The following is a 24441-nucleotide window of genomic DNA, read 5'->3' as shown; positions in this document are numbered from 1 at the left end:
AGATGTTGGAAAATTTGTTGCTTCTAGCGGAAATCCTGCTTGTGAACATCGTTCTAAGCGGGGATAACGCAGTCGTTATCGCAATGGCTAGCCGTAATTTGCCGGATGATTTGCGAAAGCGGGCCATCTGGTGGGGCGCCATGGGGGCCGTAGCCCTTCGGATTGTGTTGTCGATTGCGGCTGTTGCTCTGCTGGATGTGCCTTCCGTACGGATCGTCGGTTCGTTGCTCCTGATTTACATCGCCGTCCAACTGTTAACGGACGACGGCGAAGCGAAAGAGGTTCGAAGCAGTGCTTCGCTCGGTAAAGCGATCGGCATCATTCTGCTGTCCGATTTGATCATGAGCTTGGACAACGTGCTTGCCATTGCATCGATAGCGCACAATAATTTGTGGCTTATGGCATTAGGAATTGCGCTGAGCATTCCCTTAATCGTATGGGGAAGTCAGCTCATTCTGAAGGTGCTGCACCGATTTCCGGCGCTTGTCTGGATCGGAGCGGCCGTTCTTGGATACACGGCGGGCGAAATGCTGGAGGGCGTGGATGCGGTAGAGCGGATTTTGCCCGGCTGGGGAGCCTGGGGGCTCGGATGGGTTCCCGTTGCGGCAGCAGCGGTCACGCTTCTCGCAGGCGCTGTGTGGAGGCGGTTGGCTTCCCGCAAGGCGGACAAGCCGGCGTTGAAACTCCATACAAAATCCAAAAAGTAGCGGCCGGGATGCCGTCCCATAGGAACAAAGATAAGAGCAAAGAAGAAGCGGCGATCGCCGCTTTTTCTTTGCTCTTATGCTGTTCCTCGACCGCTTAAACCTCGAAATCGTCGATCTCGTTCAGCTTGAAGCTATAGACCTGCTTCTCGTCGACATGATAGACGGTAATTTGCTGGCTGTCCGCATCAAATCCGATTACCCGGCAAGGAATGCTCAACCTAATGCCTCTACCTTTGTTAATGTTCAAGCGAAGCAGCTTGTTCGTCTTGATGTATTGTTGAATATCCAATCCCAGACCGCTTGGAGAAGCGGCGGCGGGAGCAGGCAAGTCAACTGGATTCTTGTTGTTGGCGGATGCGGCAAGCGCTTCGTCTATTTTCTTACCGAGCCGAATTCCTGACTTGATCCGGAAATCTTCAAAGCCGCCTTCGTTCAAGACGTGCAGAAGCTTTTCCAACGCTTCTCCGTTCGTCTCTCCCGAAACCATGATCTCGATTTGAAAAAGGAAGGATCCATCCGTTGCCGATGTCGTTTGCTTCATTCCAGGGCCTCCATCACACAGGGCTTTGCTACTATTTCTTAGATACTAAATATAACATGAAACATCGGTCGAAAGTAACTGCTTATAGGGCTAATTACCCGGTTAATTTTGTAGAATCAAGCATATCATGTATCGCACGGAGGAGGTGGTATGCATGATTCGAATGGAACCGATTCAGATCGGCCCATGGACGGCGATCGGAGTCGAGGTATTGCTGCCCAAGACGACGCTCATAGCGATTACGGCCGGAGACGGATATATCATGTGCGGGGCGCTTGACGTCGGTCTTCTCAACGATCGGCTGCGGACTCGGGGGATCGTCGCCGGAAGAGCCGTCGGCGTGAAGACTCTCGAACAGCTCCTCCATGCGCCGCTCGAATCCGTCACCGTCGCCGCGGAATCGCTGGGCATCGTCATCGGAACACAAGGAAGCGACGCGCTCCGTATAATGGCGGAGAACGCGTCGCGGCCGTAAATTCGTTAGTTAGAACAATTTTTTTAGCCCTTCCGAAAAGGGAGCTTTAACGATGCCTTTTTCGGTAATGATGGCCGTCACATACTCATGGGGCGTTATATCGAAAGCGGGATTGTATACCGCTATCCCTTCCGGGGCGGTTCGCTTGCCGAAACCTGCGGTTACCTCGTCGGGATGGCGTTCCTCAATCGGAATGTCGGCGCCGGTAGGCGTCGACAAGTCGATCGTCGAAAGAGGACAAGCGACGTAGAACGGAATGCCGTGCGCCTTCGCCAGCACGGCCACGCTGTACGTTCCGATCTTGTTGGCGACGTCGCCGTTCGCCGCTACGCGGTCGGTTCCGACGATGACGGCTTGAATCCATCCTTTGGACATTACGTGGCCGGCCATGTTGTCGCAAATAAGCGTTACGTCGACTCCGGCGCGTTGCAGCTCGAAAGCCGTCAGTCGCGCGCCTTGCAGCACCGGACGAGTCTCGTCAGCGAATACTTTTAGGGAGATGCCGCGCTCCAGAGCCAAATAAAAAGGCGCGAGAGCCGTACCGTATTTGGCCGTGGCCAATCCTCCGGCGTTGCAATGCGTCAATACGCCCATTCCGTCCTCGAACAGCGTCAGCGCGTGTTCTCCGATCAGGCGGTTCGTCTCTTCGTCTTCGCTTTGAATGAGCAGTGCTTCGGCGATCATAGCGCCGATAGCGTCCGAGACGGGAGCTTCGCTCTCGGCAAGAACGGCGGCCTTCGCTTTCATCCGATCCAATGCCCAGAACAGATTGACTGCGGTCGGTCGGGAAGTCGCGAGATAATCCGCATGGTTCCGCACTTCCGCCGCAAGCTCCTTCGAGTTTCCTTCGAATCCGAGAATTCCCAATACGACTCCGTAAGCGGCCGCGATGCCTATCGCGGGAGCGCCCCTGACTTTGAGCTCGCGGATGGCTTCCCATACATCATGGGGAGTCGTAAGCCGCAAATACACGGTTTCTTCAGGCAGCAGGCGTTGGTCGAGCAGATCGACCGACTCGCCTGCCCAACGAACCGATTGCAGCACTTCCTGGCTGATAGATTGAGTCACTGTAGATTAGCTCCCTTCCTTACTTCGACGCTGCGACAGCCGATTCCGCGATGCCGATCAGCTCTTCGATTGAGGCGGCATTGCGGTTGCGCTTGATCAACGATGTTCCGATGGCGAGAGAAAGCCGCTGCGCTTTGGCTCTTACTGCGGCGTCCGGGATTTTGTCGATATCGGCGACATGGGAGAGACCGACGATGCGGCGAACTATTTTCGCTCCGGCGAATCCGAACGCGTCCTTCAAAAGCCTGTTCATATAATCGTCCTGATAACCCGGCGTCCGGGAAATTCGGTCAACGCCATTCTCGTTCCATAACTCGCGGAATTTGCGGTCAAAGCCCGCCCAAATGTCGCGGATCGTATTCGTCAAGTAAGCTCGGCGATCTCGGCGAGTGGCCTCGTCCGGCGTCCAATGCTCTTGAGCGGCGTAATGCATGAGCAAATTGGCGAAGATCGCCCCGATGTCGAAGCCGATCGGACCGTAAAAGGCGAATTCGGGGTCGATGACCTTGGTCGATTCCGGCGTAATGAAGATGCTGCCGGTATGAAGATCGCCGTGAAGCAGCGCTTGGGCGTGGGTTAAGAACTTCTCCCGCAGCAGAGCAACCTCGAAATGGAGGTCGGAATCGTCCCAGAGCGCTTGCGCGTCTTCCTTCAAATGATCGTCGAAGCTATTGTTCGGCGAATTCGTGTAAGGATCGTCGAAGATGAGATCCTCGGTAATTTTGCATAGCTCCGGGTTGACGAACGATCGGACGAGCCCTTTTTTCTCCTGCTGGTTGAGGCCCAGATCCGACGTGAAGAAAAGCGTACGAGCTAGAAAGTCCGAGATGTCTTCGGCGAATTTCGGATACGTTCCGCCTTCGATCAGCCCGCGCCGCATGATGACGTGGTCGCTCAGGTCCTCCATGACGGTCAACGCCAGCACGTTATCGTTGACGTACACTTTCGGCACAAGTCCGGGGGCGAGCTTTTCCTGCAGGATAAGGGCTTCGCTTTCAATGCGGGCGCGGTCCAGCGTGAGCGGCCAGGATTCGCCGACGACTTTGGCATACGGAAGCGCCTGCTTTAGAATAAGGCTTGCATTCGTAGCGGGATCGCTTACGTGGAATACGAGATTCAAGTTGCCGTCGCCGATTTCGCGGCTGACAAGCTTGGCGTCGGCGTTGAAGACGCCGGGCACCGATTTGGCGATTTCAATCGCTTCCGCTTCGGTTAACGGATGATAGCTGCTCATATACGATACACCTCCGAGGGGGATAAGAAACGTCTGTTCCGCGCGTGCGGGCACACCTTTTAATAGTATAAATCAATTCCGATCGATATTAAAGGAAACGATGCTTGTTTGGATTCAAGCGAGGCTGCCGTGAACCGAAAGACAGGATGCCGCATCTAATTTGCATTAATGAAAAGAGGTGCACTGAATGCCGGAACCGCCGTTGGATACATCGATGATATTGGAAGCCCGATCAGGGGACAAAGAAGCGTTCGGCCTATTGATTCGTAAGCTTAGCCATGAAATGTACCGATTGGCAAAAGCTATTCTGGTCAATGACGAGGATTGCGCGGACGCCATGCAAGAGACGATCGTACGCGCATACGGAGGAATAACGAAGCTGAGAGAGCCGCTATTTTTTCGTACGTGGTTGTTTCGAATTCTTATTCGCGAATGCCAGCAAACATTGCGTAGAAACAAGAAGATGCTCCCGCAATCAAGCTTGCCGGAGAAAGGCGTTATTCAAGCTATACCGGATTATGATTTACATAGCGCCGTGGACCGATTAGAGGAGTCGCTTCGGATTGCGGTCAAGCTGCACTATTTTGCCGAACTTCCGTTATCCCGCATTGGCGAGCTGATGGCGATTTCCGAAGGAACGGTCAAATCCAGATTATTTAGAGCCCGGAAGCAATTGGCCGAGCAACTGCGATCTCCCGATGAAAGGAAGATGGAATATGAACTTAACTAATCTGGAGTTGGAGCTGAAGCGTATAGGTCGAGCGGCCATGTCCGAGCAGGAGGAAATGCCCGACGATGTGTTGGAGCGCTTGGAGAAAACGTTGACGGGATTGCCGGATCGAAGTCGACGAGTCGAATGGCGAGGAAGAAGGGCGGCGATTGCAACCGGAATCGTCGCTGCGGTTATTACGATACTATGCGGATTTTCGATGCTTTCGGCTCCCGCCGCGGCCGCATTGCGGCAAGTTCCGATCATCGGTTCGGTGTTCGGACAGGTTGGCGATTACGGCTTGCGTTTGATTTATGAAGGAAAGACATCAACAAAAGTTCAATTGTCCGATTCGCACAAGGGGATTACGTTTCACGTTCGGGATGTGCTGTACGACGGTACAAGCTTGGCGTTCGGCTATTATTTTGACGGGGCCGACGAGGGCATCAGTTCCAGCAATATACGAATGGATGTTTACGTGAACGGGAAAAAGACGGATTTTCGCGGCTTCGGATATGCCATGAGCGAACTGAACGGCTACATATGGCACGAACGACCTGAACAACCCGATTCTCTGCCCGAAAAGTTCGATTTGTCCTTGAAAGTAAGCCGGGTCGGCGACGTGAAGGGCAATTGGTCCGTAACCGTTCCGGTAGAGGAGTACAAGGAAGGACGGTTGACGCTATTCCCGAATGTTGGGAAATCGTCTCCGGATTTCTCTCTGTTAGTCCGCAAGGTTCGGTTTTCCCCGACGATGACCGCTGTCGATTTGGACGTTCAACAAGCGGTAATGGAAAACATAGTTTTGGATTATGTTTTGGAGGATGATCAAGGAGTCGAATACCCGCCTTATGAATCGACATGGTCAACCATTATAGCGCCAAAACAACTAAATAAAACGTTGGAGACAAGCTTGCTGTTCGGGCCGACGGGCCGTATTCCGAAGTGGATAAAGATCAAACCGTTCCTGCCTTCCACAGATTTAGGGGAGGAAACGAAAGCGGGCATGGTTTCGCCTCCGGCACCGGATCAACCGATCGTTCTTTTGCAGGGCGAGGCGGGAAAAATGGACATTTTGTCCGTCGAATATTTTCGCGACCGCACGCGGGTTCATTATCGAGTCCAAGGGAAGTTTCCTTTTTTTCGAGCTTCGGGTCTGGCCATTGAAGATAGTGGGGGGAACAGGGTAAATCGCCTTCCCGAGCTGGTCTATGTTATTGAGGATTTGCAGAAATCCGAATTTTTTACGGACTTTCCTCCGATCCAGGAAAAGGATATTCGCTCTTTCGTAACCCATCGGTTTGCCGCCCCCGTCTATTTCCCGGAGCTCGATACCATCGTTCCTGTCGATTTGAAGTAAGCCGGCGCCCGCCGGCTTTTTTCTATGTTATAATCATTATTAACAGGAATGGGGGAGACGACGTACAGATGAACGGGCAATCGATCGGATTGAAGGAGTGGGCTGTAGCCGTCAAAGCTTTGGAAGAAGGAAGACAAATTATTGTGCTGCGCAAAGGCGGCATTTCCGAGGAGACGAGGGACTTCCGATTGGAAAGTCCGGCGTTTTTTTTGTTCCCCACGTTCGAGCACCAAAGAGCGGAGTTGGTGAAGGAGGACGAACGCGCCGTCGTGGCGTCCACGCAAGAGGAAGCTGCCAGGCATCCCGGCTTCTTCAAGCTGACCTCGTATGCGGAAGTGGCGGAGGAAATCGAGGTGACCGACTCGGCTACTCTTTCAAAGCTGGATGAATTGCACATCTGGACGCACGACTACGCGGAGGAACGGCTGAAATGGAAAAAGACGAAGCCGCTTCACGTTCTGCTGCTTAGAGTTTATAAGCTGGAGGAGCCTATCGAATTGCCGATGCGGGAAGAGTATAACGGCTGCAAGTCGTGGACGGCTTTCTCGGACGAGCTGCCCGGTCGCGCGCAAACACCGGTTCTTGAGGACGAAGAGTTCGCAGAGAAAGTTTCGGCGGTCCAAGAAGCGCTTAAGAAATAATTGGAAGACATCGACGTTTTCTTGGCGGCGCAAGGCTAGTTTGCTTTTTTCAAGATGTTTTCATAAAATTGGTGTTGAGAATCAGTGAGAATCAATTTAGAATGATTATAAAGAAGGAGCGAGGAAGAGAGCCGGTAACGGTTATCGATTCTTGCCACCTTGGACAATTTGGAGGTTATGAATAGATGTCGACACAATTCGAAATCCGTGGACTGACAGCGTCCATCGAGGAAAAGCAGATTCTGAAAGGAATCGATCTTAAAATTAACGGCGGGGAAATCCATGCGATCATGGGCCCCAACGGTACGGGCAAAAGCACGCTTGCATCCGCGCTCATGGGTCATCCTAAATATGAAGTAACCGGCGGCGAAGTATCGCTGAACGGCGAAGACGTTCTGGAGATGGGCGTCGACGAGCGCGCGCTCGCGGGTCTGTTCTTGGCTATGCAGTATCCAAGCGAAATTACCGGCGTCACGAACGCCGACTTCCTGCGCAGCGCTATTAACGCCCGCCGCGGCGAAGGCAACGAAATTTCGCTTATCAAGTTCGTTCGTCAAATGGAAGCGAAAATGAAAGAGCTCGAAATGAATCCGGAGTTCATGCACCGTTATTTGAACGAAGGCTTTTCCGGTGGCGAAAAAAAGCGCAACGAGATTCTTCAAATGATGCTGCTGGAGCCGAAGCTGGTCATTCTCGACGAGATCGACTCGGGGCTTGATATCGACGCGCTCAAAATCGTAGCGGCAGGAGTCAACGCCATGCGCGATGAGGCCCGCGGCTTTCTGATCATTACTCACTATCAGCGTTTGCTTGATTATATTAAACCGGATTTTGTCCACGTTATGATGCAAGGCCGCATCGTCAAATCCGGAGGACCGGAGCTGGCGGAGCGTCTCGAAGCGGAAGGCTACGACTGGGTTAAAGAAGAGCTGGGCATCGTCGACGAAACTGTCGGCCAAGCGTAGACGGAAAAGGGGAGGACAGCAACCATGAGTACACCAACCACCTCTTTCGGACGCGAAGCGGCCGCAGCGCTTGCTCGCAGCAAGAACGAGCCTTCGTGGCTCGTCGCTTGGCGAGAGGAAGCCGGAGAGCTTGCGCAGACGCTGGAGCTGCCAAAACCGGAGAAAACACCGATTCACCGTTGGACGCTGGACCAGTACGGTACGTACCGTCCGGGCGCGTCCGCGGCTGCGAAAGCGGAGCTGCCCGCGTCGATCGCGGCGTTGCTGCCGACGGACGCGAACGGTCCTTTGATCGTACAGCACAATTCTTCCGTCACGTTCATTCATTTGCCGGAAGAGCTCAAGGCCAAGGGCGTTGTATTGTCCAGCCTTGAAGAAGCGGCCCGCACGCACGAGAAGCTCGTGCAGGATCATTTGATGACAGCTTACGGCAAAGACGAGCATAAGCTTTCCGCTTTGCATGCGGCGTTGTGGAACGGCGGAGTGTTCTTGTACATTCCGAAAAACGTCGAAATCGAAGAACCGATCCAAGCGTTGATTTTCGCGGATGACGCTGAGGCTACTTTCATGCCGCATATTCTCGTCGTAGCCGATACGAACAGCCGCGTATCGTTCGTCGAACAAGCTGCCACTGCTCTTGAGAGCGGCAATACGACGACGTTGCTGCTGAACGGCGCGGTTGAAATCTTCTCGAAGGCCGGCGCGCATGTGCGTTATGCGTCCGTGCATCATATGGACGAGAGCGTCATCGATGTTTCTTACCGTCGAGCCATTCTCGATAACGACGCTCGAGTCGAGTGGATTATCGGCGAACTGCACAACGGTAACATTTTGACCGATACGAAGTCGATTTTGAAGGGCAACGGCTCGAACTCCGATGCGAAAATTATTTCGGTAGGCACGGGCAGCCAGCGTATGAGCCTCACGACGCAAGCCGTTCACTTCGGACGCGGCTCCGAGAGCGACATGATCACCCGCGCGGTCATGAAAGAAGAAGCGACAGCGATCATCAACGGCATTACGAAGATCGAGCACGGCGCTACAAAAGCGAACGGACAGCAGACCGAACGGGTGCTGATGCTCAGCCCGAAAGCGCGCGGCGACGCGAATCCGATTCTGTTGATCGACGAAGACGATGTAAAAGCGGGACATGCGGCAAGCGTAGGGCAGGTTAACGCGGATCAGGTGTACTACTTGATGTCTCGCGGTATATCCCGCAAAGAAGCCGAACGGCTCATTATTCACGGCTTCCTGGACCCCGTCGTTTCCGAAATCCCTCTGGAAGGATTGCGCGAGCAGCTTCACCGCATTCTCGAAAGAAAGCTGGGATAACTATGGATCCAAACCTGCTTAAAGCGGAGTTTCCGATACTTGGTCAAGAAATCAACGGCTACCCACTCGTTTATTTGGATAACGCGGCGACGACGCAAAAGCCCAGCTCCGTTATTAACGCGATCAAGCGTTATTACGAATGGGATAATGCGAACGTTCATCGCGGCGTCCATACGCTGGGCTCCCGGGCGACCGACGCTTACGAAGGCGCCAGGGAGAAAGTGGCGAGGTTCCTGAACGCGGCGAACAGCCGGCAAATTATTTTCACGCGGGGCACGACGGCCGCTCTCAACATGGTCGCTTCCGGCTATGCCCGGCAGACGCTCCGGGAAGGCGACGAGATCGTCATCACTCCGATGGAGCACCATAGCAACCTAATTCCTTGGCAGCAGGCGGCAAAGGCCACAGGAGCAACGCTGAAGTACATTCCGCTCCAGCCGGACGGAACGATCGCGTTAGCGGACGTAGAGTCGACGATCACGGAGAATACTAAGATCGTTGCCGTCACCTACGTCTCCAACGTGCTCGGGACGGTCAACCCGATTGCCCGCATCGCGGAAATCGCGCATCGGAAAGGCGCGGTCATCGTCGTCGACGGCGCTCAGAGCACACCGCACTTGAAGGTGGACGTTCAGGCGCTGGACGTTGATTTTTACGCTTTTTCGGGGCACAAAATGTGCGCTGCTACCGGAATAGGAGTATTATATGGGAAGGCTCCCTTGCTCGAACGGATGGAACCGGTCGAATTCGGCGGCGAGATGATCGATTTCGTCGACCTGTACGAATCGACGTGGAAGGAGCTGCCTTGGAAGTTCGAAGGCGGCACTCCCATCATTGCCGGAGCGGTGTCGCTAGGAGCGGCCATCGATTTCCTCGAGCAAGTCGGATTGCACAACATCGACGCTCATGAGAAAAAGCTGACCCAATACGCGATCGAGCGTCTATCCGCCATCGAAGGGCTTACGATCTACGGTCCCCGCGAAGAGCGGGCCGGGCTCGTTACGTTTAATCTCGGCGACGTCCATCCTCATGACGTGGCGACGGTGCTGGACACGAAGGGAATCGCCGTTCGGGCGGGCCACCATTGCTGTCAGCCGCTTATGCGGTGGCTGAACGTGTCTGCGACGGCGCGGGCGAGCTTCTACCTGTACAACACCGAGCAAGACGTCGACCGATTGGCGGATGCGCTAGTCGAGACAAAGGAGTTTTTCGGCTATGCAATTGGATGATTTGTACCGACGCGTTATTATGGATCATTATAAAAACCCGCGAAACCGCGGCACGCTTGAGGACGGTTCCGTCACCGTGAACCTGAATAACCCGACGTGCGGCGACCGCATTAGTCTGCAGCTTCAGGTTGAGGACGGTATTGTGCGGAATGCGAAGTTCAGCGGAGAAGGCTGCTCGATCAGCCTCTCTTCGGCTTCGATGATGACCGATGCGGTCAAAGGGAAGACAGCGGCCGAAGCTCTTGCGCTGGCCGAGAAATTCTCTTCCTTGATGAAGGGCGAATCGGTGGAATTCGAGGAATACGAGGATATCGAAGCCCTGTCCGGCGTGAACAAATTCCCGGCTCGCATCAAGTGCGCAACCCTCGCGTGGAACGCGCTGCGCAAGGGAGTAGAGCAAGGCAACGGCAAGCATGACGGCGTCGAGAGCTGATCAATAGAGGAGGCGAAACGCGATGGCGAAGCAAATGGAGTTCGAAGAGTACAAGTACGGATTTCGCGACGAGCACAAAGCGATATTCCAATCGGGCAAAGGTTTGACGCCCGAAGTCGTCAAGACGATTTCCGAAATCAAGGGCGAGCCGGAGTGGATGTTGAAATTCCGTCTCAAGTCGCTTGAGCAATTCAACAAGATGGCAATGCCAACCTGGGGCGGCAATATGGATGACCTCGATTTCGAGGACATTCAATACTACGTAAGACCTTCCGAGAAGCAAGGGAAAACGTGGGAAGAGGTTCCGGAAGAAATCAAAGCGACATTCGACAAGCTCGGTATTCCGGAAGCGGAGCAGAAATTCCTCGCCGGCGTATCCGCTCAGTACGAGTCGGAGGTCGTCTACCATAACATGCAGGAAGATCTGGAGAAGCAGGGCGTTATTTTCACGGACATGGATACGGCTCTTCGCGAGCATCCGGAAATCGTCAAGGAATACTTCTCCACAATCGTTCCGCCGACGGACAACAAGTTCGCCGCTCTCAACAGCGCGGTTTGGTCCGGCGGAAGCTTTATCTACGTTCCGAAAGGCGTCAAATGCGAAATCCCGCTGCAGGCGTACTTCCGGATCAACTCGGAGAACATGGGACAGTTCGAGCGCACGCTCATTATCGCCGACGAGGGCAGCTTCGTTCACTACGTCGAAGGCTGTACCGCTCCGATCTACAGCACGAATTCGCTTCATAGCGCAGTCGTCGAAATCATCGTGAAGAAGGACGCTCGCGTTCGCTACACGACGATCCAGAACTGGGCTCCCAACATTTACAACCTCGTCACGAAGCGCGCAGTCGCCGAAGAGAACGCGACGATGGAATGGGTCGACGGCAACATCGGCTCGAAGCTGACGATGAAATATCCGGCTGTCATCTTGAAAGGCCGCGGAGCTAAAGGCATGGTGCTTTCCATTGCCGTAGCAGGCAAAGGCCAGCATCAGGACGCCGGAGCGAAAATGATCCACCTGGCTCCGGACACGACTTCGACGATCGTCTCGAAGTCGATCTCCAAGCACGGCGGCAAGGTTACGTATCGCGGTCTCGCTTCGTTCGGTCGGAACGCGGAGGGCGCAAAAGCGAACATCAAATGCGATACGCTCATTCTCGACAACCAGTCGACGAGCGACACGATTCCTTACAACGAAATCTTGAACGACAACATCACGCTCGAGCATGAAGCGACCGTCTCCAAAGTATCCGAAGACCAGCTCTTCTATCTGATGAGCCGCGGCATGTCGGAGGCCGAAGCGACTCAGATGATCGTCATGGGCTTCATTGAGCCGTTCACGAAGGAGCTCCCGATGGAGTACGCCGTCGAGATGAACCGTCTTATCAAGCTGGAGATGGAAGGCTCGATCGGTTAATTGAATGTATCCACGAAGGACCGTCCAAACTCGGACGGTTCTTTTTGCGTTATCGAATACTTGAGTTCAAGCATAACCCCAGCCCTCCGAAGCATCCTAACCGTTGAATTCTTGAAGACGGAAAAAGGGGGCAGGCCTGTTTTGAACGACCAGTGGCTAACTTGGAGGCGGACGTCGCTTCTTGCATCGGCGATCGTACTATCAGCGAGCGGGATCGCGGGGTGCGCGAATAACACGGGAAATACGGTCGGCATGAAGAAGCAATCCGGAACGGTGAAAATTCATTCGTCCGGTCAAGCACCGGCCGATTTGAACGAAGGGCGGCATGTCGTCAAAGCCCGAACTATCCACAATACGGACTACGTAGCGTTGGACGAGGTGTCCAAAGCGGTCGGCTATAACGGGAAATGGTTAAAAGACGGCTCATACGGTATCGGCGATTACGATGTGGCTTACAAGTTTCGGACGGGCGACAGCACGGCTGTAATGAGAGAAAAAGCAGTCAAGCTGCCCGCGCCCGCCGTCAAGGAAGGGAACCGGCTGTTCGTTCCGTCAGCCGGGCTTGGCGATTGGTTAGGGAAAGAGGCCGCTTTCTCCGTCGAGCCGGGACAGGTCTCTTTTTTCCCGAAGCCGACAGCTAAGGAAACGGGTGAGACCGGCGCAACGCTCGATTTTAAGGACAAGCTGCCCAAAGCGGAAGGGAAATTCCGAGTGAAGGCCAACGCCGACAACCAAACGGATAATCCCGCCTACAGCTTGCTTGAAAAAGCGAAGAAGTACATTGGCGTCAAATACGACTTCGGAGCGGAGCCTTACTCCCAAAGCGGGAAATTCGATTGCTCCTCCTTCACGAATTACCTGTTCTCCCAATACGGAGTCAACCTTCCTCGTACGGCGGACGATCAAGCTCAGCTCGGAAAGTCGGTATCCCGTGACGAATTGCAAGCGGGAGATCTGTTGTTTTTCTACGTGCCGGGCCGGTTCAAAAGCAACAATAAAGTCGGTCACGTCGGCATTTATATGGGCGATGGAAACATGATCCACTCTTGTCCGGAGCCGAAGGACGGCGTTCAAATAACGGACATTAACAAGCCATTCTGGAAGGAGACCTTCCTGAGCGCCAAGCGCTTTGATTTGAAAGGATAAAAATCAAGAGGCCTCGAACTTTAGGAGGGCTGTCCAGCCAGTAGCCGACAGCCCTTCCATGCGTTCACCGTCTATGCCGAATCAAAAGAAGGTCTCCGGTTAGATTGCGAGATGCAATCAAGCGGAGACCTTCCGGCTTTTACATTTGGACGTTCTTGATTTCGAGAGTACGGACTTGCGCCAAGTCGATGAAGGCTTCGTCCACTTGGACGAGCGGCCGGAAGAAATCGGTCGGGTTGCTCATGACGATCGTTCCGGTAGTGCCGTCGGTGAGCTCTACCTTCTTGCCGATAAAGTTCGGGAGCATGTGGCGAATGAACGTATGCGTCGTCGTCGGATCGAGCTCTTTGAAGCTCAACTCGAACAGCTCCTTAAGGACGAAGAGCAAATCCTTCTTTTCTTTGTATACGCGAGAAGAAATCATGGCGCTGTAGACGTCGGCGACCGCGACGATTCGGGCTATGGGGTGAATGGCTTCCGCCTTCAATCCTAGCGGATAGCCGGTTCCGTCCATCCGCTCATGGTGCTGAAGAGCGGCAATTGCGAGCATATTGTCGTTGAACGAGTTTTTGACGATTTCAAATCCGTAATTCGGATGATTTTTGATCTCTTGGAACTCTTCTACAGTAAGCTTAGTCGGCTTGTTCAGTATCGCTTCCGGAATCCGGCATTTGCCGATGTCGTGAAGAAACCCCGCTTTTCCGGCGCGGACCGTCTCTTCTTCGTTCCATCCCATCCATCTGGCAATATAGAAGCTGAGCATTCCGACTTGAACGGAGTGCTGGTACGTGTAGTCGTCTTGATTATTAAGCATCAATAAGAGAGAAACGACGTCCCTCTCCGATTTGAAATTGTCGACGAGAGGCTGAAAGCTTTCTTTCAAATCGCCTTCGTACACTCTGCCTTCCGCCAAAGCTTTTTCGAATAGCTGCTCGCAGCCTGCGACCGCATCGCTGTACAACGGACGAAGAAGCGGATTGTAAGATGACGGCTCCTCAGCTGTGTCGAGGGGCTCTTCGGCCTGTCTCCAGTCGATTTCCAAAAATTCGATTTGGTGCTGGTATAGGCGGGATAGTTCTTTTTCGCTCAACAAGGTGCCTTTGGATAAGACGTGAAGTCCGTAAGTGTTGAATATATCCTGAGCCAACGTGTCTCCGGATTGGACATCGGTAATATGGACTCTCATGCCGCACCTCGGTTAGAAAGATGAATATGATAAGAAATGAGAAAAATTTTATTTTCTTATTATATACATATGCTATCAAGGAAAGCGGTTCCATGCAACAGAAAATGATCGATTAATGTTAAAAAATAGGACATTTAAACATAAATAGACTCGAAGCGTACATTCTTCGGGCATATAGGGCCGGTATGTTAATCAAGACATCCCAAGCAAATCGGTATAAAGTCTTCGAGCGCGCACAGCGTCGTCCGTTCCCATGATTAACGCTCGGCCGTCGGGGAAAAGAACGAAGGTTAATTCGTCTTCGATTCGAACCCGAAGCAAATAAGCGTTCAACTCCACCGAGCCGAGACGGCTCCAGGTTCGGGCGTTCGGCCATGTGTTAGGCCCGCCGTCGAGCCGTCGTGGGGGACAACCTGCACCGTGTTTCTTCCGCACAGCGAGGCTGTCAGCGGCTCATCGTGCTCGCCGGAAAGCCGGGCATATTGATGCGCCGAGCAGACGGGGCATTGCGGACGGCGAGCTCCGGCGAGCGAGAGGCTGTTCCAGCCGTTTAGCCACATATCGATTTGTACGAGCGATCCGTGAAGCGCTTGTTCGTTGCCCGTAAGCAGCTTGATCGCCTCCATCGCTTGCAGGGAAGCGATCGTATCTACGATCGGAGCCAGCACTCCGGCCGTCTCGCATGTATCAAGCGAGCCGCCAGCCGGCGGTTGGGGGAAGAGGCAATGAAAGCAAGGCCCGCCGCGCCGGGCCGAAAAGTCGCGGACATCCCCGATGCCCCGACGGCGCCTCCGTAAATCCAGGGAAATGCCGCATTTGACGCTGACTTCGTTCGTTAATCAGATAGCGAACGGAAATTGCTCGCTTCCGTCCTACGATCAAATCCATGCTGGCCTCAAAACGTCTCGGCCGGTTCAACGCGCTTACTTTCGTGACGTAAGGGACGACGACGATGTCGGAATTGATCTGCGCGAGCGATTGGCCGCGCGACAGCTTTCGGCGTGAACTGATGGCGTCCTTTCTTGCTGTCGTACAGCAGTGGCGCTGCAGATTTGCTTTGCGTAGACGACGTCGGGTCGATAGCGACAGCGGCCGGCGCGGCTCGGGATAGGATGATTGGCGCGAGCAGTGCGCGAGGGGCGCACACGCAATGGCGATTCGAGCGTTCTAATGAGCGCTTTGCCTGCGCGATCGGGGGAATTATCTGATTCTGTCTCGCATACGAGCCTTTCGGAGGATTTCGTCATAAGCGCTTCCCAGTCCCGAATGGGTTCATCCCGTTCAATATCGGCGTGCGGATTCCAGGTCGCGGTCTGGATGTCTTTCTACTCCGTCCGGTCTCGGTAATACTTTTTTTTCATCATCGCACCGGGTCTGCTTCAGCGTCGATAGTCGTATGGCTCGACTCGTATGGGGGCCAAGCGCGGTGAGGAGAAAGATACGGGATGACGAGTGCTTTGCGACGCCAAACGCGATGCGATGGCAAATTTGGCGGTCAGTGTGCCCGGCAGCGATCCGCTATTTCGTGCGACTCGGCGCAAGGCGATTTTCAATCGGTACGTGAGGCTTACGTATTCCAGTTTGACCGTCCCGCTTGCCCGCGGTCATTCTCTGTCGTTCCGAGAAGCGGGTGCGGCTCCGTGATGGGATGGGCTGCTTGCTCGTAAACCGCACCCGTGTCAATAGGGTTCGACGATGGTGTTAGGGGATTGGGACCGACTCTTCGTCGTCGGCATCTTCGTGCGGAACGGGGAGGCAGAGCGCAGCTGTCGCCGGAGCTCAACATTTGTGTGGATCGTGTGCGAAAGCTTGATTTCTAGTATAAAAGGAGCGGCTTATGAGATCGGCTGTTGTCCGGAAAACGTGTCATCCAGACGAGATTTGCGTCGCTTGCCAAGAGCCGAGTCTCCGCCAGCCTTTCCCGCAATGTCCGCGTTCCGATTCGCTCGGCAATTCCGGCAAAAAGCGATATTCGCCATTCGTTTGTCATCTTGATGTTCAACTTCCTTCCGTGCTGCGTTAAAGATTCCTTGCCTTAAGAATACCATATCGGCTTTGAAAATGTTATTCTATAAGGACATAAAGAAGCGCGGAGGAGGAGACGGAAGATGCCGGAGTTAGTCGACCGATTCGGAAGAAAACATACGTATTTGCGCATCTCCGTAACGGACCGTTGCAATTTGCGCTGTCTTTACTGCATGCCCGAGGAAGCATGAAGTTCATGGAACAAGATCGGCTGCTCAGCTACTCTCAAATTATTGAGGTTGCGGAGACGGCAGCGAGACTCGGCATTCGAAAATACCGCATTACCGGGGAGAGCCGCTCGTTCGCCCCGGTATCGAAGAGCTCATCTCAGGACTTGCGGAATTGCCGGGAGTCGACGATATATCGCTTACGACGAACGGACTGCTCCTTGCGCCCCAGGCTTATAAGCTTAAGAAAGCGGGCTGGACCGTGTTAATATAAGTCTCGATACGTTAGATCCGACGCGCTTCAAGTTCATTGCCCGCCGCGGCGAGCTGAACAAGGTGCTCGAAGCCGCGAAGCGGCCGCAGACGCCGGCTTGACTCCGATCAAGCTGAACTGCGTTCTGCTCAAAGGCGTTAACGAGGATGAGATCGCCCGCTTCCTGAAGCTTTCCTTGGAGCAGCCGCTACACGTCCGATTCATCGAATATATGCCGATCGGGCATGACGACGAGGGCTGGCGCAGCCATTATTTGCCGCTTGGCAAAGTGCTTGAGGAAGCGGACCGTCTTGGCTACGTTTTGCAGCAGGTCGAGGGACCGACCGGGAACGGCCCTTCCGAAAATTACAGAATCGTCTCCGGTCTCGGAACGTTCGCTTGATTCACCCTGTCAGCAATCATTTTTGCCAGAACTGCAACAGGCTGCGCCTGACGTCCGACGGCAACTTGAAGCCTTGCCTTTATTGGGTGGACGAGTTGAACGTGAAGAACGCGCTCGGATCCAGGGAGGAAATGGAAAGCCTGTTCTACCGGGCATTGGATATCAAGCCGGAAAATCACGAAATGGCCGCCCTTTTGGCGGGACAATCCCAGTCGCACGTGCCGACCGAGAGAAGGATGTCCCAAATAGGGGGATAAGACAAAGTCGGGAAAAAAGGAGCGTTTCGAAGGTGAGCATTACCGTTACTTGGTCAGACGGACATGTCGAGCTTACGACGCCGGAGCAGATGGCGCTTTTGGCAGGCCGCACGTTCGCGGTTGCCGACAGGGTGCCCGGCATAGCCGGGGAAGCGTTCGACTTCGGCGAGTGGTATTCCGCGGCGGTCGTGAAGAGAAGCCGGGCCGATGGCCGCGAACCGGCGACGCTGACGCATTTGTCCGTACGAGCCGCAGACGAATTCGAAGCGGTTATTCCATTGGAGCAGCTTGGCGCTGCTCTATTCCAATACCGAATAGACGGGCTGCCGTTGGACAAAGGCAAGCCGATCCGATTATACGTTCCCGACGGATCGAGCGCTTGCTTGAACGTCAAGAGCGTCGTGACCATCGGTCTTGTCTCTGACCCAACCCTCGGCGAAGAAGCCGCTTACGGCTTCCGCAACGAAATCACTCCTGCGGGGATGATGGAGCTGCGCAAATCCCGAGACTGATTCTCGCCGACATCGTACGGCCCCAGGAGGATGCTTGTGTCCGCACATAACGAAGGCGCAGGCGTAACCCTGCTGCATACGAACGATCTGCACAGCCACTTGGAACAAACGGCTCGAATTGCGGCCTACATCAAGAGCGTACGATCCAAGAGCGATCCGAGCTCGCTGCTCGTCGTCGATTGCGGCGATTTTCTCGACCGCGCTAGGCCCGAGACGGAAGGAACGGACGGAGCGGTCAATCGCCGTCTGATGGAGACGATCGGCTACGATGCCGTCGTTCTCGGCAATAACGAAGGGTTGACCTATACATACGAACAGCTTGATCGGTATTATAGCCCGTTGACAGCCCCCGTCGTCTGTGCAAACTTCAAATCGCACGATCCGGAGGCATCTCTTTCATGGCTTGTCCCTTCGCTTACGGTTCGGCGTTCCGGACTTAAGATAGGCTTGATCGGATTGACCGCCGCGTTCGGAGCTTATTACGATCATCTGGGCTGGAAAGCCTCCGATCCGCTCGAAGCTTTAAGGCAATGGACGGTCAAGCTGAGACCGGAGGTAGACGTGTTAATCGTTCTATCCCATGTCGGTCTCAAGATGGACGAGACGATCGCGCAAAGCATTGACGGCATCGATCTCATTTTGGGCGGGCATACGCATCATTTGCTCGAATCGCCGCTGCGCGTCCGCAACACGGTTTTATGCGCGGCCGGCAAATTCGGCACCCACATCGGTCACCTTCATATCGCCAAGGACGAACAAACCGGAAAAATAAACATAACCGGCGGCTGCTTGTCCATGGACGACCGAGAGACGGACAAAGAGGCGGAAGCCGTCATCGCAGCCGGAAGAGAGCAAGCGGCCAGAAGGATGAGCCGCGTCGTTGCAAGGCTTGAAGAAGTTCTGCCTCAATCGCTGCATGAAGAGAGCCGGCTTCCTACGCTTCTCGCCACAGCAATCCGTCACCGAACGGGGGCGGAGATCGGACTCGTCAACTCCGGGCAGATGCTGGGCGACCTTCCCGAAGGCGATGTCACCGAGGCGGTCGTGCATGCCATTTGTCCGTCGCCCATTAACCCGTGCACGCTTCGGCTGACCGGAGAGGAGCTGCTCCTAACATTGGAGGAAAGCTTGCAAATCTCCTTCCGGGAGCTTGAGATTCGAGGCTTCGGCTTTCGCGGCAAATGGCTGGGAGGACTTTGTCTGGACGGGATGGAAGTCGACGCCGATTTGTCGCTTCCGGAAGGCAGCAGAATTACGGGCGCCCGCGTCAATGGCGAACGCCTCGTCAAGGAGCGGGAATACATCGTCGGAACTCTCGACATGTTCACGTTCGGTGTCGGGTACGTCCGCCTCAAGAACGGACGGGAGCCGAGCTATTTTTTGCCGGAATTCATTCGCGACGTTCTGTCCGAAGCGCTTCGGAACAAGGAATGGATCGAGGGCAGCCGAGTGCGCCGCTGGAATGTGACGAACGGCCGCTAAAAAATATAATTATGGGAGTGAAGAAAGAAAATGCTGCATTGGTTCGATTCGATTATTCTAGGTATCGTTGAAGGCTTGACAGAGTTTTTGCCTGTTTCGTCAACGGGGCATATGATCTTGACTAACAAGCTTCTCGGTTACGAAGAAGTGCCGGAACAGCTTAAAACATTCGAAATCGTCATTCAATTCGCCGCCATTCTCGCCATCGCACTCGTCTATCGCCGGAAGATCGCGCAAGTATTTGGCTTCGGCCGCCCGGAATCCGCGACGGGGCTGTCGGTCAGCGCGTTCCCGAAAAAACGGCTCAACCTTCTGCACGTAGCGCTCGGAATCGTGCCCCCATTGGCGGCGGCCTATCTGTTTAAGGACATGATCAAAGGAGATGCGTTCAATGCGGCTCCGGTCTTGTGGGCGTTGGTAGTTGGCGGTATTTATATGTGGATATCGGAAGCGCTGTACGATTCCGGCAAGATCAAACGGACGGCGGAGACGATGGACGATATTTCTTATAAGCAAGCTTTTATTATCGGACTTATTCAGTGCGTATCCGCGCTATGGCCGGGCTTTTCCAGATCGGGCTCCACAATGGCGGGAGGGATGCTGACGGGCTTGAGCTACCGCGCGTCCGCCGACTTCTCGTTCTTTATCGCAATTCCGATCATGACCGTAGCAACGGGATACGAGCTGCTCGGCAACATCGACCAGTTCCGTTCCGGCAACATCGATATCGGTTTTCTCGTTACCGGCTTTATCGTCTCTTTCTTCGTCGCGTGGATCGTTGTCGTCGCATTCCTCAAAGTGCTTCAAAAGATCAAGCTCAAATATTTCGCATGGTACCGTTTTGCGTTGGCCGCGTTTTTCTGGCTGTTCATAATGAAATAATAGAAATAGAGTCCGCAAGGGCTCTTTTTTGTCAAAATAAATGACGGATTATGTCGGATTATTTCATGGAAATAGTTGCTAGAACATTGAAAATCTCTTACATTAACATTAGGAGAGGCAGTCTGTCCATTTTCCGAGCGAAAGGGGGAAGCATGACGAATGCGCATGATGCCGATATCGTTAAGTCGACCAGGAATGAAACTAGCCAAGAAAATTTATTCTGACGATGGCATCGTGCTGTTAGCCGAAGGAGCGGAGCTTACTGCGACACTGATCCGGCGTCTTTCGGAATGCGGGATTAGCTTTTTGTACATTCAAGATTCACTAACCGACGATATCGTTGTCCCGGAACTCCTCTCTGACGAAACGCAACGGAAGGCGTTGACGGCGATCAAGTCTACATTCCGTGAATTCGTCGATCAACCCGCAAGGCGCAAATCCGTCACGTATCCTTACATCGGCCGCAATATGCGGCAGGTAATGGGGATGATTATGGACGATTTGAGCGGCAATAAGGACGCAATGATTATGCTCATGAACTTGCACACCGTCGATCACTATTTGTACATGCATTCCTTGAATGTATGCGTCTATACGACGTTGCTCGGAATAGCGCACGGCTACGATACCCATCAATTAGAACAATTGGGTATGGGCGCGCTGCTCCACGACGTGGGAAAGACGCAAATCTCGATGCAAGTGCTATTGAAGCCGGGCAAGCTTAGCCAATATGAATTCGATGAAATGAAGCGGCACACCGAACGCGGCTATTATTTGTTGAAGGACGAGCCCAACATTCCGCTCGTAGCCGCACATTGCGCGTATCAGCACCATGAAAGATTGGACGGCAGCGGTTATCCGCGAGGAATAAGAGGCCATGAAATCCACGAATACGCCAAGTGGATCGGAGTCGTCGACTCCTATGACGCGATGACGAGCCGACGGATCTATCGCGATGCGATGCTTCCGCATCAAGCCGTGGAAGCCTTGTATTCGGGCAGCGGTACGCTGTACGACACGCAGATGCTGAGCCAATTCCGGGATAAGGTCGCGATCTATCCGATTGGCATTCCGGTTAAGCTGAACACCGGTCAAAGCGCTGTCGTCGTAGACATTAATTCGGCATGCGCACACCGTCCGATTGTTCGCATCTTGACGGACGAGGAAGGGGCCGCACTAAGCGCGCCCTATGATATGGATTTGTCCAAACATTTGACGGTACTCGTTTCGGAGATCGAGATGGAGCGGCACGACTTGAATCCGCTTCCCGCTTGATCGTTGCGAGTATGTCGGGCTGCCCTTTGCAGACGCCATTCTGCCGACGGCGGCCTGTTTTTTCTGTAGCGAATCGTTTGCTTTCGTTGTGTCGTGCCAGTACAATAACAGTAAATTCAGACGAGAGACAGGAGTTTTAACGCATGCATGCCATTCCCCTTCCGACCGTCGCTAGGGCGCCTTTCGCCGCTCCGGACGGCTGGAAGCCGCTGTCGCCGACGAACGATCCTTGGGATCCTATCCATTCCTTGCAAAGATTCGGGCGTCACGCCTTAACCAGCGTAGAGCTTACGGTTACCCATCTTTGCAACATGCGGTGCGAGCATTGCGCCGTGGGCGACAGTCTGACGATGACGGAAGCGCCTTTTATGCCTCTCGACTTGATCTTGAGGCGTCTCGACGAAGTCGAGCATTTGGAAACGATAAGCTTGACGGGAGGAGAACCGACCTTCCGGCTGGAGACGGTGAAGGAAGTCATCGTTCCGCTGCTTAAGTACGCCCGTTCGAGGGGAATCCGTTCTCAGCTCAATTCGAACATTACCCTCGACTACGATCGATATGAGCTGATCGCTCCTTTTTTGGACGTTATGCACATATCGTTTAATTATACGGAAGCGGAAGATTTCCATCGCGTAGGTTTTGCCCGATCGGGCAGATCCGTAAGCCGGAACGCCTCTTCTCGGCTTTACGAGCGAATGGTGGACAACGCGCGAAAGCTGTCGGACGGAGGACTTTTCGTATCCGCTGAATCCATGATCAACTTTCATACGTATAACCGAATAACCGATATTCACCGGCTAATCGTAGAAATGGGCTGTCAGCGGCATGAAGTTCATCCGATGTATCCAAGCTCTTTCGCGGCGAATCTTCCCCGGGTAACCCGCGAACAGATGAGGGAAGCTATCGAAGAGCTGCTGGAGCATCGCAACAAAGACGTATGGATGCTGCTTGGCACGCTGCCCTTTTTCGCATGCAGCGCCGATTCCGATGAACGCAGCCTCGTTCGGCGTCTAAGGTCGGAGCCGAATCTGACGGTTCGCAACGATCCCGATGGGCGCAACAGGGTTAATGTGAACATGTTCAGCGGAGACGTCTATGTGACGGATTTTGCCGCCGTCCCTCCTTTCGGCAATGTGAAGGAGGAGCGTTTGGACGACGTATTCGCGAAGTGGCAGGCTCATCCGATGCAGAAGGCCGTCAACTGCCACTGCCCGGAAGCCGCTTGCTGCGGGCCCAACTTGCTCGTATCCGATATGTACTACAAAGACGTCGACTTTCTTCAGAGGAAAGCCGCGTTGTGACGCTAAGCTAGAACAACGGATGGAAGAGCATTATGCCGGTGTGAAGGTTAAAGGAGGAGCACAGTCGTTTTGGAGACGGAATTTCATTGGGGTTCAATCGTTTGGAATGTGTTTATCGTCTTATTTTTGGTCTTTTTGAACGGTTTTTTCGTAGCGTCCGAATTCGCTCTCGTGAGGGTGCGGCAATCCAGGCTGACTCAGCTCAGCAATGAAGGCAAAGTGCTGGCCCGTTACGCGCTCAAGGTCAATAAAAAGCTGGACGCTTATTTGTCGGCGACGCAGCTTGGCATTACGCTTGCTTCGCTCGGTCTCGGCTGGGTCGGAGAGCCGGCTATTTCGGATTTGATCGTTCAGCCGCTCTTGTACAAGTTCGGGATTACCGATCCGACGGTCGTCCATACGATCGCTTATATCGTGGCGTTCTCCCTCATTACGTTCTTGCATATCGTACTGGGAGAGCTGGCGCCAAAATCGCTTGCCATTCAGCGTTCGGTCGGCGTATCGATGTGGCTGTCGTGGCCGCTGCTTATGTTTTATCGTATGTTTTTGCCTATCATCTGGCTGCTTAACGGAACGGCTAACCGGCTGCTCAAGCTTGTCGGCGTCGAGCCGGTCGGAGAGCACGATGCGGCGCATACGGAGGAAGAAATTCGCATTCTGATGAACGAAAGCGCGAAGAGCGGCATTATCGACAAAGACGAGATGACGCTGTTCGACAACGTCTTCGAGTTCGCCGACCGCGTCGCTCGCGAGGTTATGCTGCCGAGGACGGACATGGATTGCCTGTTCACGGGCGCTACGCTCGCGGACAACATGAAGACGGTCTATTCCACGAAGCATACCCGTTATCCCGTAGGCGTGGAGGATAAGGATCAAATTATCGGCTTTATTCACATTACGGACCTGCTGACGGCCGATCCGGACGAGGAGCACGATCTGACCGAGTTTATGCGTCCGATTCTCAGCGTGCCGGAATCGATGGAGATTAGCAAAGTGCTGAAGCTGATGCAACGCAAAAAATCGCAGCTGGCCATCGTTATCGACGAATACGGCGGAACGGCGGGGATGCTGACGGCGGAGACGATTCTGGAGGAGCTGGTCGGCGAAATTCACGACGAGTTCGACGACGAGCTTCCGAGCGTAATCGTGAAAGGCGACGTTACGTCGGTCGAAGGGCGGATGCTCATCGAGGACGTGAATACGATGTTCGGACTCGAAATCGAGGACGACGAAGTCGATTCGATCGGGGGGTGGCTGTTCAACCATCTCGAAGGGAACATTGCAAAAGGTCAGAAGGTCGAAGCTCACGGCTTCGTGTTCGAGATCGTTCAAACCGAACGTCTGCGCGTTCAGCGGGTTCATATTTATCGGAGAAAAGCGGCTAAGCCGGAGCCGGCGGCGGAGCAAGCTTCCGTCGTCTCGCCAAAAGCGGAATAATCGG

Annotated in this window: 22 protein-coding genes and 1 pseudogene; 18 read left to right on the top strand and 5 right to left on the bottom strand. The window is 54.0% G+C overall.

Annotated elements, in window-relative coordinates:
• The first annotated feature begins 2 nt into the window (after positions 1-2).
• On the top strand, positions 3-707 hold the full coding sequence (locus D3H35_RS08380) for a TerC family protein (protein WP_233567834.1): 705 nt from the start codon (positions 3-5) through the stop codon (positions 705-707).
• A 94-nt stretch (positions 708-801) separates the two neighbouring features.
• Here D3H35_RS08380 and D3H35_RS08375 read toward each other — a convergent pair whose 3' ends face one another.
• Positions 802-1248: a hypothetical protein gene (locus D3H35_RS08375; protein WP_119148640.1), complete on the bottom strand. Its 447-nt coding sequence runs from the start codon at positions 1246-1248 to the stop codon at positions 802-804.
• A gap of 154 nt (positions 1249-1402) precedes the next feature.
• On the opposite strand from D3H35_RS08375, the gene D3H35_RS08370 reads away from it, so the two are divergent.
• Complete coding sequence (locus D3H35_RS08370) at positions 1403-1723, top strand: YunC family protein (protein ID WP_119148639.1); 321 nt, start codon at positions 1403-1405, stop codon at positions 1721-1723.
• 9 nt (positions 1724-1732) lie between these two features.
• On the opposite strand, the gene mtnA is transcribed toward D3H35_RS08370, so the two are convergent.
• Positions 1733-2791 (bottom strand): S-methyl-5-thioribose-1-phosphate isomerase, encoded by a 1059-nt coding sequence (gene mtnA, locus D3H35_RS08365; protein ID WP_119148638.1) that lies wholly within the window; start codon positions 2789-2791, stop codon positions 1733-1735.
• Positions 2792-2810: 19 nt separating this feature from the next.
• Positions 2811-4025, bottom strand: coding sequence for an S-methyl-5-thioribose kinase (gene mtnK / locus D3H35_RS08360; protein WP_119148637.1), 1215 nt, complete (start codon positions 4023-4025; stop codon positions 2811-2813).
• Between the two features lie 187 nt (positions 4026-4212).
• On the opposite strand from mtnK, the gene D3H35_RS08355 reads away from it, so the two are divergent.
• The 9 genes from D3H35_RS08355 (at position 4213) to D3H35_RS08315 (ending at position 13257) form a co-directional block, all read left to right on the top strand.
• Entirely contained in the window at positions 4213-4755 is a 543-nt protein-coding gene (locus tag D3H35_RS08355) for a sigma-70 family RNA polymerase sigma factor (protein WP_119148636.1), read from the top strand.
• Positions 4742-6094, top strand: coding sequence for a DUF4179 domain-containing protein (locus tag D3H35_RS08350; protein ID WP_158594000.1), 1353 nt, complete (start codon positions 4742-4744; stop codon positions 6092-6094). The genes D3H35_RS08355 and D3H35_RS08350 overlap by 14 nt, the downstream gene beginning before the upstream one ends.
• 68 nt (positions 6095-6162) lie before the next feature.
• The gene (locus D3H35_RS08345) at positions 6163-6735 is read left to right on the top strand and encodes a DUF1802 family protein (protein WP_119148634.1); all 573 of its coding nucleotides are present in this window, start codon (positions 6163-6165) and stop codon (positions 6733-6735) included.
• A 185-nt stretch (positions 6736-6920) separates the two neighbouring features.
• Positions 6921-7700, top strand: coding sequence for a Fe-S cluster assembly ATPase SufC (sufC, locus tag D3H35_RS08340; RefSeq protein ID WP_119148633.1), 780 nt, complete (start codon positions 6921-6923; stop codon positions 7698-7700).
• A gap of 24 nt (positions 7701-7724) precedes the next feature.
• Positions 7725-9032 (top strand): Fe-S cluster assembly protein SufD, encoded by a 1308-nt coding sequence (gene sufD, locus D3H35_RS08335; protein WP_119148632.1) that lies wholly within the window; start codon positions 7725-7727, stop codon positions 9030-9032.
• 2 nt (positions 9033-9034) lie between these two features.
• On the top strand, positions 9035-10261 hold the full coding sequence (locus tag D3H35_RS08330) for a cysteine desulfurase (RefSeq protein ID WP_119148631.1): 1227 nt from the start codon (positions 9035-9037) through the stop codon (positions 10259-10261).
• Positions 10248-10694, top strand: a complete 447-nt coding sequence (gene sufU / locus D3H35_RS08325; protein WP_119148630.1) for a Fe-S cluster assembly sulfur transfer protein SufU — start codon at positions 10248-10250, stop codon at positions 10692-10694. The genes D3H35_RS08330 and sufU overlap by 14 nt, the downstream gene beginning before the upstream one ends.
• Before the next feature lie 22 nt (positions 10695-10716).
• Positions 10717-12111, top strand: coding sequence for a Fe-S cluster assembly protein SufB (gene sufB, locus D3H35_RS08320; protein ID WP_119148629.1), 1395 nt, complete (start codon positions 10717-10719; stop codon positions 12109-12111).
• 141 nt (positions 12112-12252) lie between these two features.
• Positions 12253-13257, top strand: a complete 1005-nt coding sequence (locus tag D3H35_RS08315; protein ID WP_233567833.1) for a C40 family peptidase — start codon at positions 12253-12255, stop codon at positions 13255-13257.
• A 139-nt stretch (positions 13258-13396) separates the two neighbouring features.
• On the opposite strand, the gene D3H35_RS08310 is transcribed toward D3H35_RS08315, so the two are convergent.
• Both D3H35_RS08310 and D3H35_RS08305 read right to left on the bottom strand, forming a co-directional pair.
• Entirely contained in the window at positions 13397-14443 is a 1047-nt protein-coding gene (locus tag D3H35_RS08310) for an HD-GYP domain-containing protein (protein WP_119148628.1), read from the bottom strand.
• 329 nt (positions 14444-14772) lie between these two features.
• Positions 14773-15219 (bottom strand): ThiF family adenylyltransferase, encoded by a 447-nt coding sequence (locus D3H35_RS08305; protein ID WP_411675137.1) that lies wholly within the window; start codon positions 15217-15219, stop codon positions 14773-14775.
• Between the two features lie 1332 nt (positions 15220-16551).
• On the opposite strand from D3H35_RS08305, the pseudogene moaA reads away from it, so the two are divergent.
• From moaA to D3H35_RS08260, 7 genes and pseudogenes are all read left to right on the top strand, one after another.
• Positions 16552-17548 (top strand): annotated as a pseudogene (gene moaA / locus D3H35_RS08290) (GTP 3',8-cyclase MoaA).
• A gap of 32 nt (positions 17549-17580) precedes the next feature.
• Positions 17581-18060: a hypothetical protein gene (locus D3H35_RS08285; protein WP_233567831.1), complete on the top strand. Its 480-nt coding sequence runs from the start codon at positions 17581-17583 to the stop codon at positions 18058-18060.
• Positions 18061-18096: 36 nt separating this feature from the next.
• The gene (locus D3H35_RS08280) at positions 18097-19542 is read left to right on the top strand and encodes a bifunctional metallophosphatase/5'-nucleotidase (RefSeq protein ID WP_233567830.1); all 1446 of its coding nucleotides are present in this window, start codon (positions 18097-18099) and stop codon (positions 19540-19542) included.
• A gap of 30 nt (positions 19543-19572) precedes the next feature.
• Entirely contained in the window at positions 19573-20424 is an 852-nt protein-coding gene (locus D3H35_RS08275; protein WP_199728492.1) for an undecaprenyl-diphosphate phosphatase, read from the top strand.
• 159 nt (positions 20425-20583) lie between these two features.
• The gene (locus D3H35_RS08270; protein WP_119148624.1) at positions 20584-21699 is read left to right on the top strand and encodes an HD-GYP domain-containing protein; all 1116 of its coding nucleotides are present in this window, start codon (positions 20584-20586) and stop codon (positions 21697-21699) included.
• 143 nt (positions 21700-21842) lie between these two features.
• The gene (gene yfkAB / locus D3H35_RS08265; protein ID WP_119148623.1) at positions 21843-23000 is read left to right on the top strand and encodes a radical SAM/CxCxxxxC motif protein YfkAB; all 1158 of its coding nucleotides are present in this window, start codon (positions 21843-21845) and stop codon (positions 22998-23000) included.
• Between the two features lie 69 nt (positions 23001-23069).
• Entirely contained in the window at positions 23070-24437 is a 1368-nt protein-coding gene (locus D3H35_RS08260) for a hemolysin family protein (RefSeq protein WP_119148622.1), read from the top strand.
• The last annotated feature ends 4 nt before the right edge of the window (positions 24438-24441 follow it).

This window comes from Cohnella faecalis (genome assembly GCF_003570905.1).
In the GTDB taxonomy this organism is placed as follows: Bacteria; Bacillota; Bacilli; order Paenibacillales; family Paenibacillaceae; genus Cohnella; species Cohnella faecalis.
This window is presented reverse-complemented; position numbering and strand designations above follow the sequence as displayed.

What these genes read in the sequence shown, in the direction of transcription:
- sufU (WP_119148630.1), top strand. Translation starts at nt 10,248, where the DNA reads ATGCAATTGGATGATTTGTACCGACGCGTTATTATGGATCATTATAAA.
- D3H35_RS08350 (WP_158594000.1), top strand. Translation starts at nt 4,742, where the DNA reads ATGAACTTAACTAATCTGGAGTTGGAGCTGAAGCGTATAGGTCGAGCG.
- yfkAB (WP_119148623.1), top strand. Translation starts at nt 21,843, where the DNA reads ATGCATGCCATTCCCCTTCCGACCGTCGCTAGGGCGCCTTTCGCCGCT.
- D3H35_RS08275 (WP_199728492.1), top strand. Translation starts at nt 19,573, where the DNA reads ATGCTGCATTGGTTCGATTCGATTATTCTAGGTATCGTTGAAGGCTTG.
- sufC (WP_119148633.1), top strand. Translation starts at nt 6,921, where the DNA reads ATGTCGACACAATTCGAAATCCGTGGACTGACAGCGTCCATCGAGGAA.
- D3H35_RS08345 (WP_119148634.1), top strand. Translation starts at nt 6,163, where the DNA reads ATGAACGGGCAATCGATCGGATTGAAGGAGTGGGCTGTAGCCGTCAAA.
- D3H35_RS08380 (WP_233567834.1), top strand. Translation starts at nt 3, where the DNA reads ATGTTGGAAAATTTGTTGCTTCTAGCGGAAATCCTGCTTGTGAACATC.
- D3H35_RS08330 (WP_119148631.1), top strand. Translation starts at nt 9,035, where the DNA reads ATGGATCCAAACCTGCTTAAAGCGGAGTTTCCGATACTTGGTCAAGAA.
- D3H35_RS08310 (WP_119148628.1), bottom strand. Translation starts at nt 14,443, where the DNA reads ATGAGAGTCCATATTACCGATGTCCAATCCGGAGACACGTTGGCTCAG.
- sufB (WP_119148629.1), top strand. Translation starts at nt 10,717, where the DNA reads ATGGCGAAGCAAATGGAGTTCGAAGAGTACAAGTACGGATTTCGCGAC.
- D3H35_RS08270 (WP_119148624.1), top strand. Translation starts at nt 20,584, where the DNA reads ATGCGCATGATGCCGATATCGTTAAGTCGACCAGGAATGAAACTAGCC.
- D3H35_RS08370 (WP_119148639.1), top strand. Translation starts at nt 1,403, where the DNA reads ATGATTCGAATGGAACCGATTCAGATCGGCCCATGGACGGCGATCGGA.
- D3H35_RS08375 (WP_119148640.1), bottom strand. Translation starts at nt 1,248, where the DNA reads ATGAAGCAAACGACATCGGCAACGGATGGATCCTTCCTTTTTCAAATC.
- mtnK (WP_119148637.1), bottom strand. Translation starts at nt 4,025, where the DNA reads ATGAGCAGCTATCATCCGTTAACCGAAGCGGAAGCGATTGAAATCGCC.
- sufD (WP_119148632.1), top strand. Translation starts at nt 7,725, where the DNA reads ATGAGTACACCAACCACCTCTTTCGGACGCGAAGCGGCCGCAGCGCTT.
- D3H35_RS08355 (WP_119148636.1), top strand. Translation starts at nt 4,213, where the DNA reads ATGCCGGAACCGCCGTTGGATACATCGATGATATTGGAAGCCCGATCA.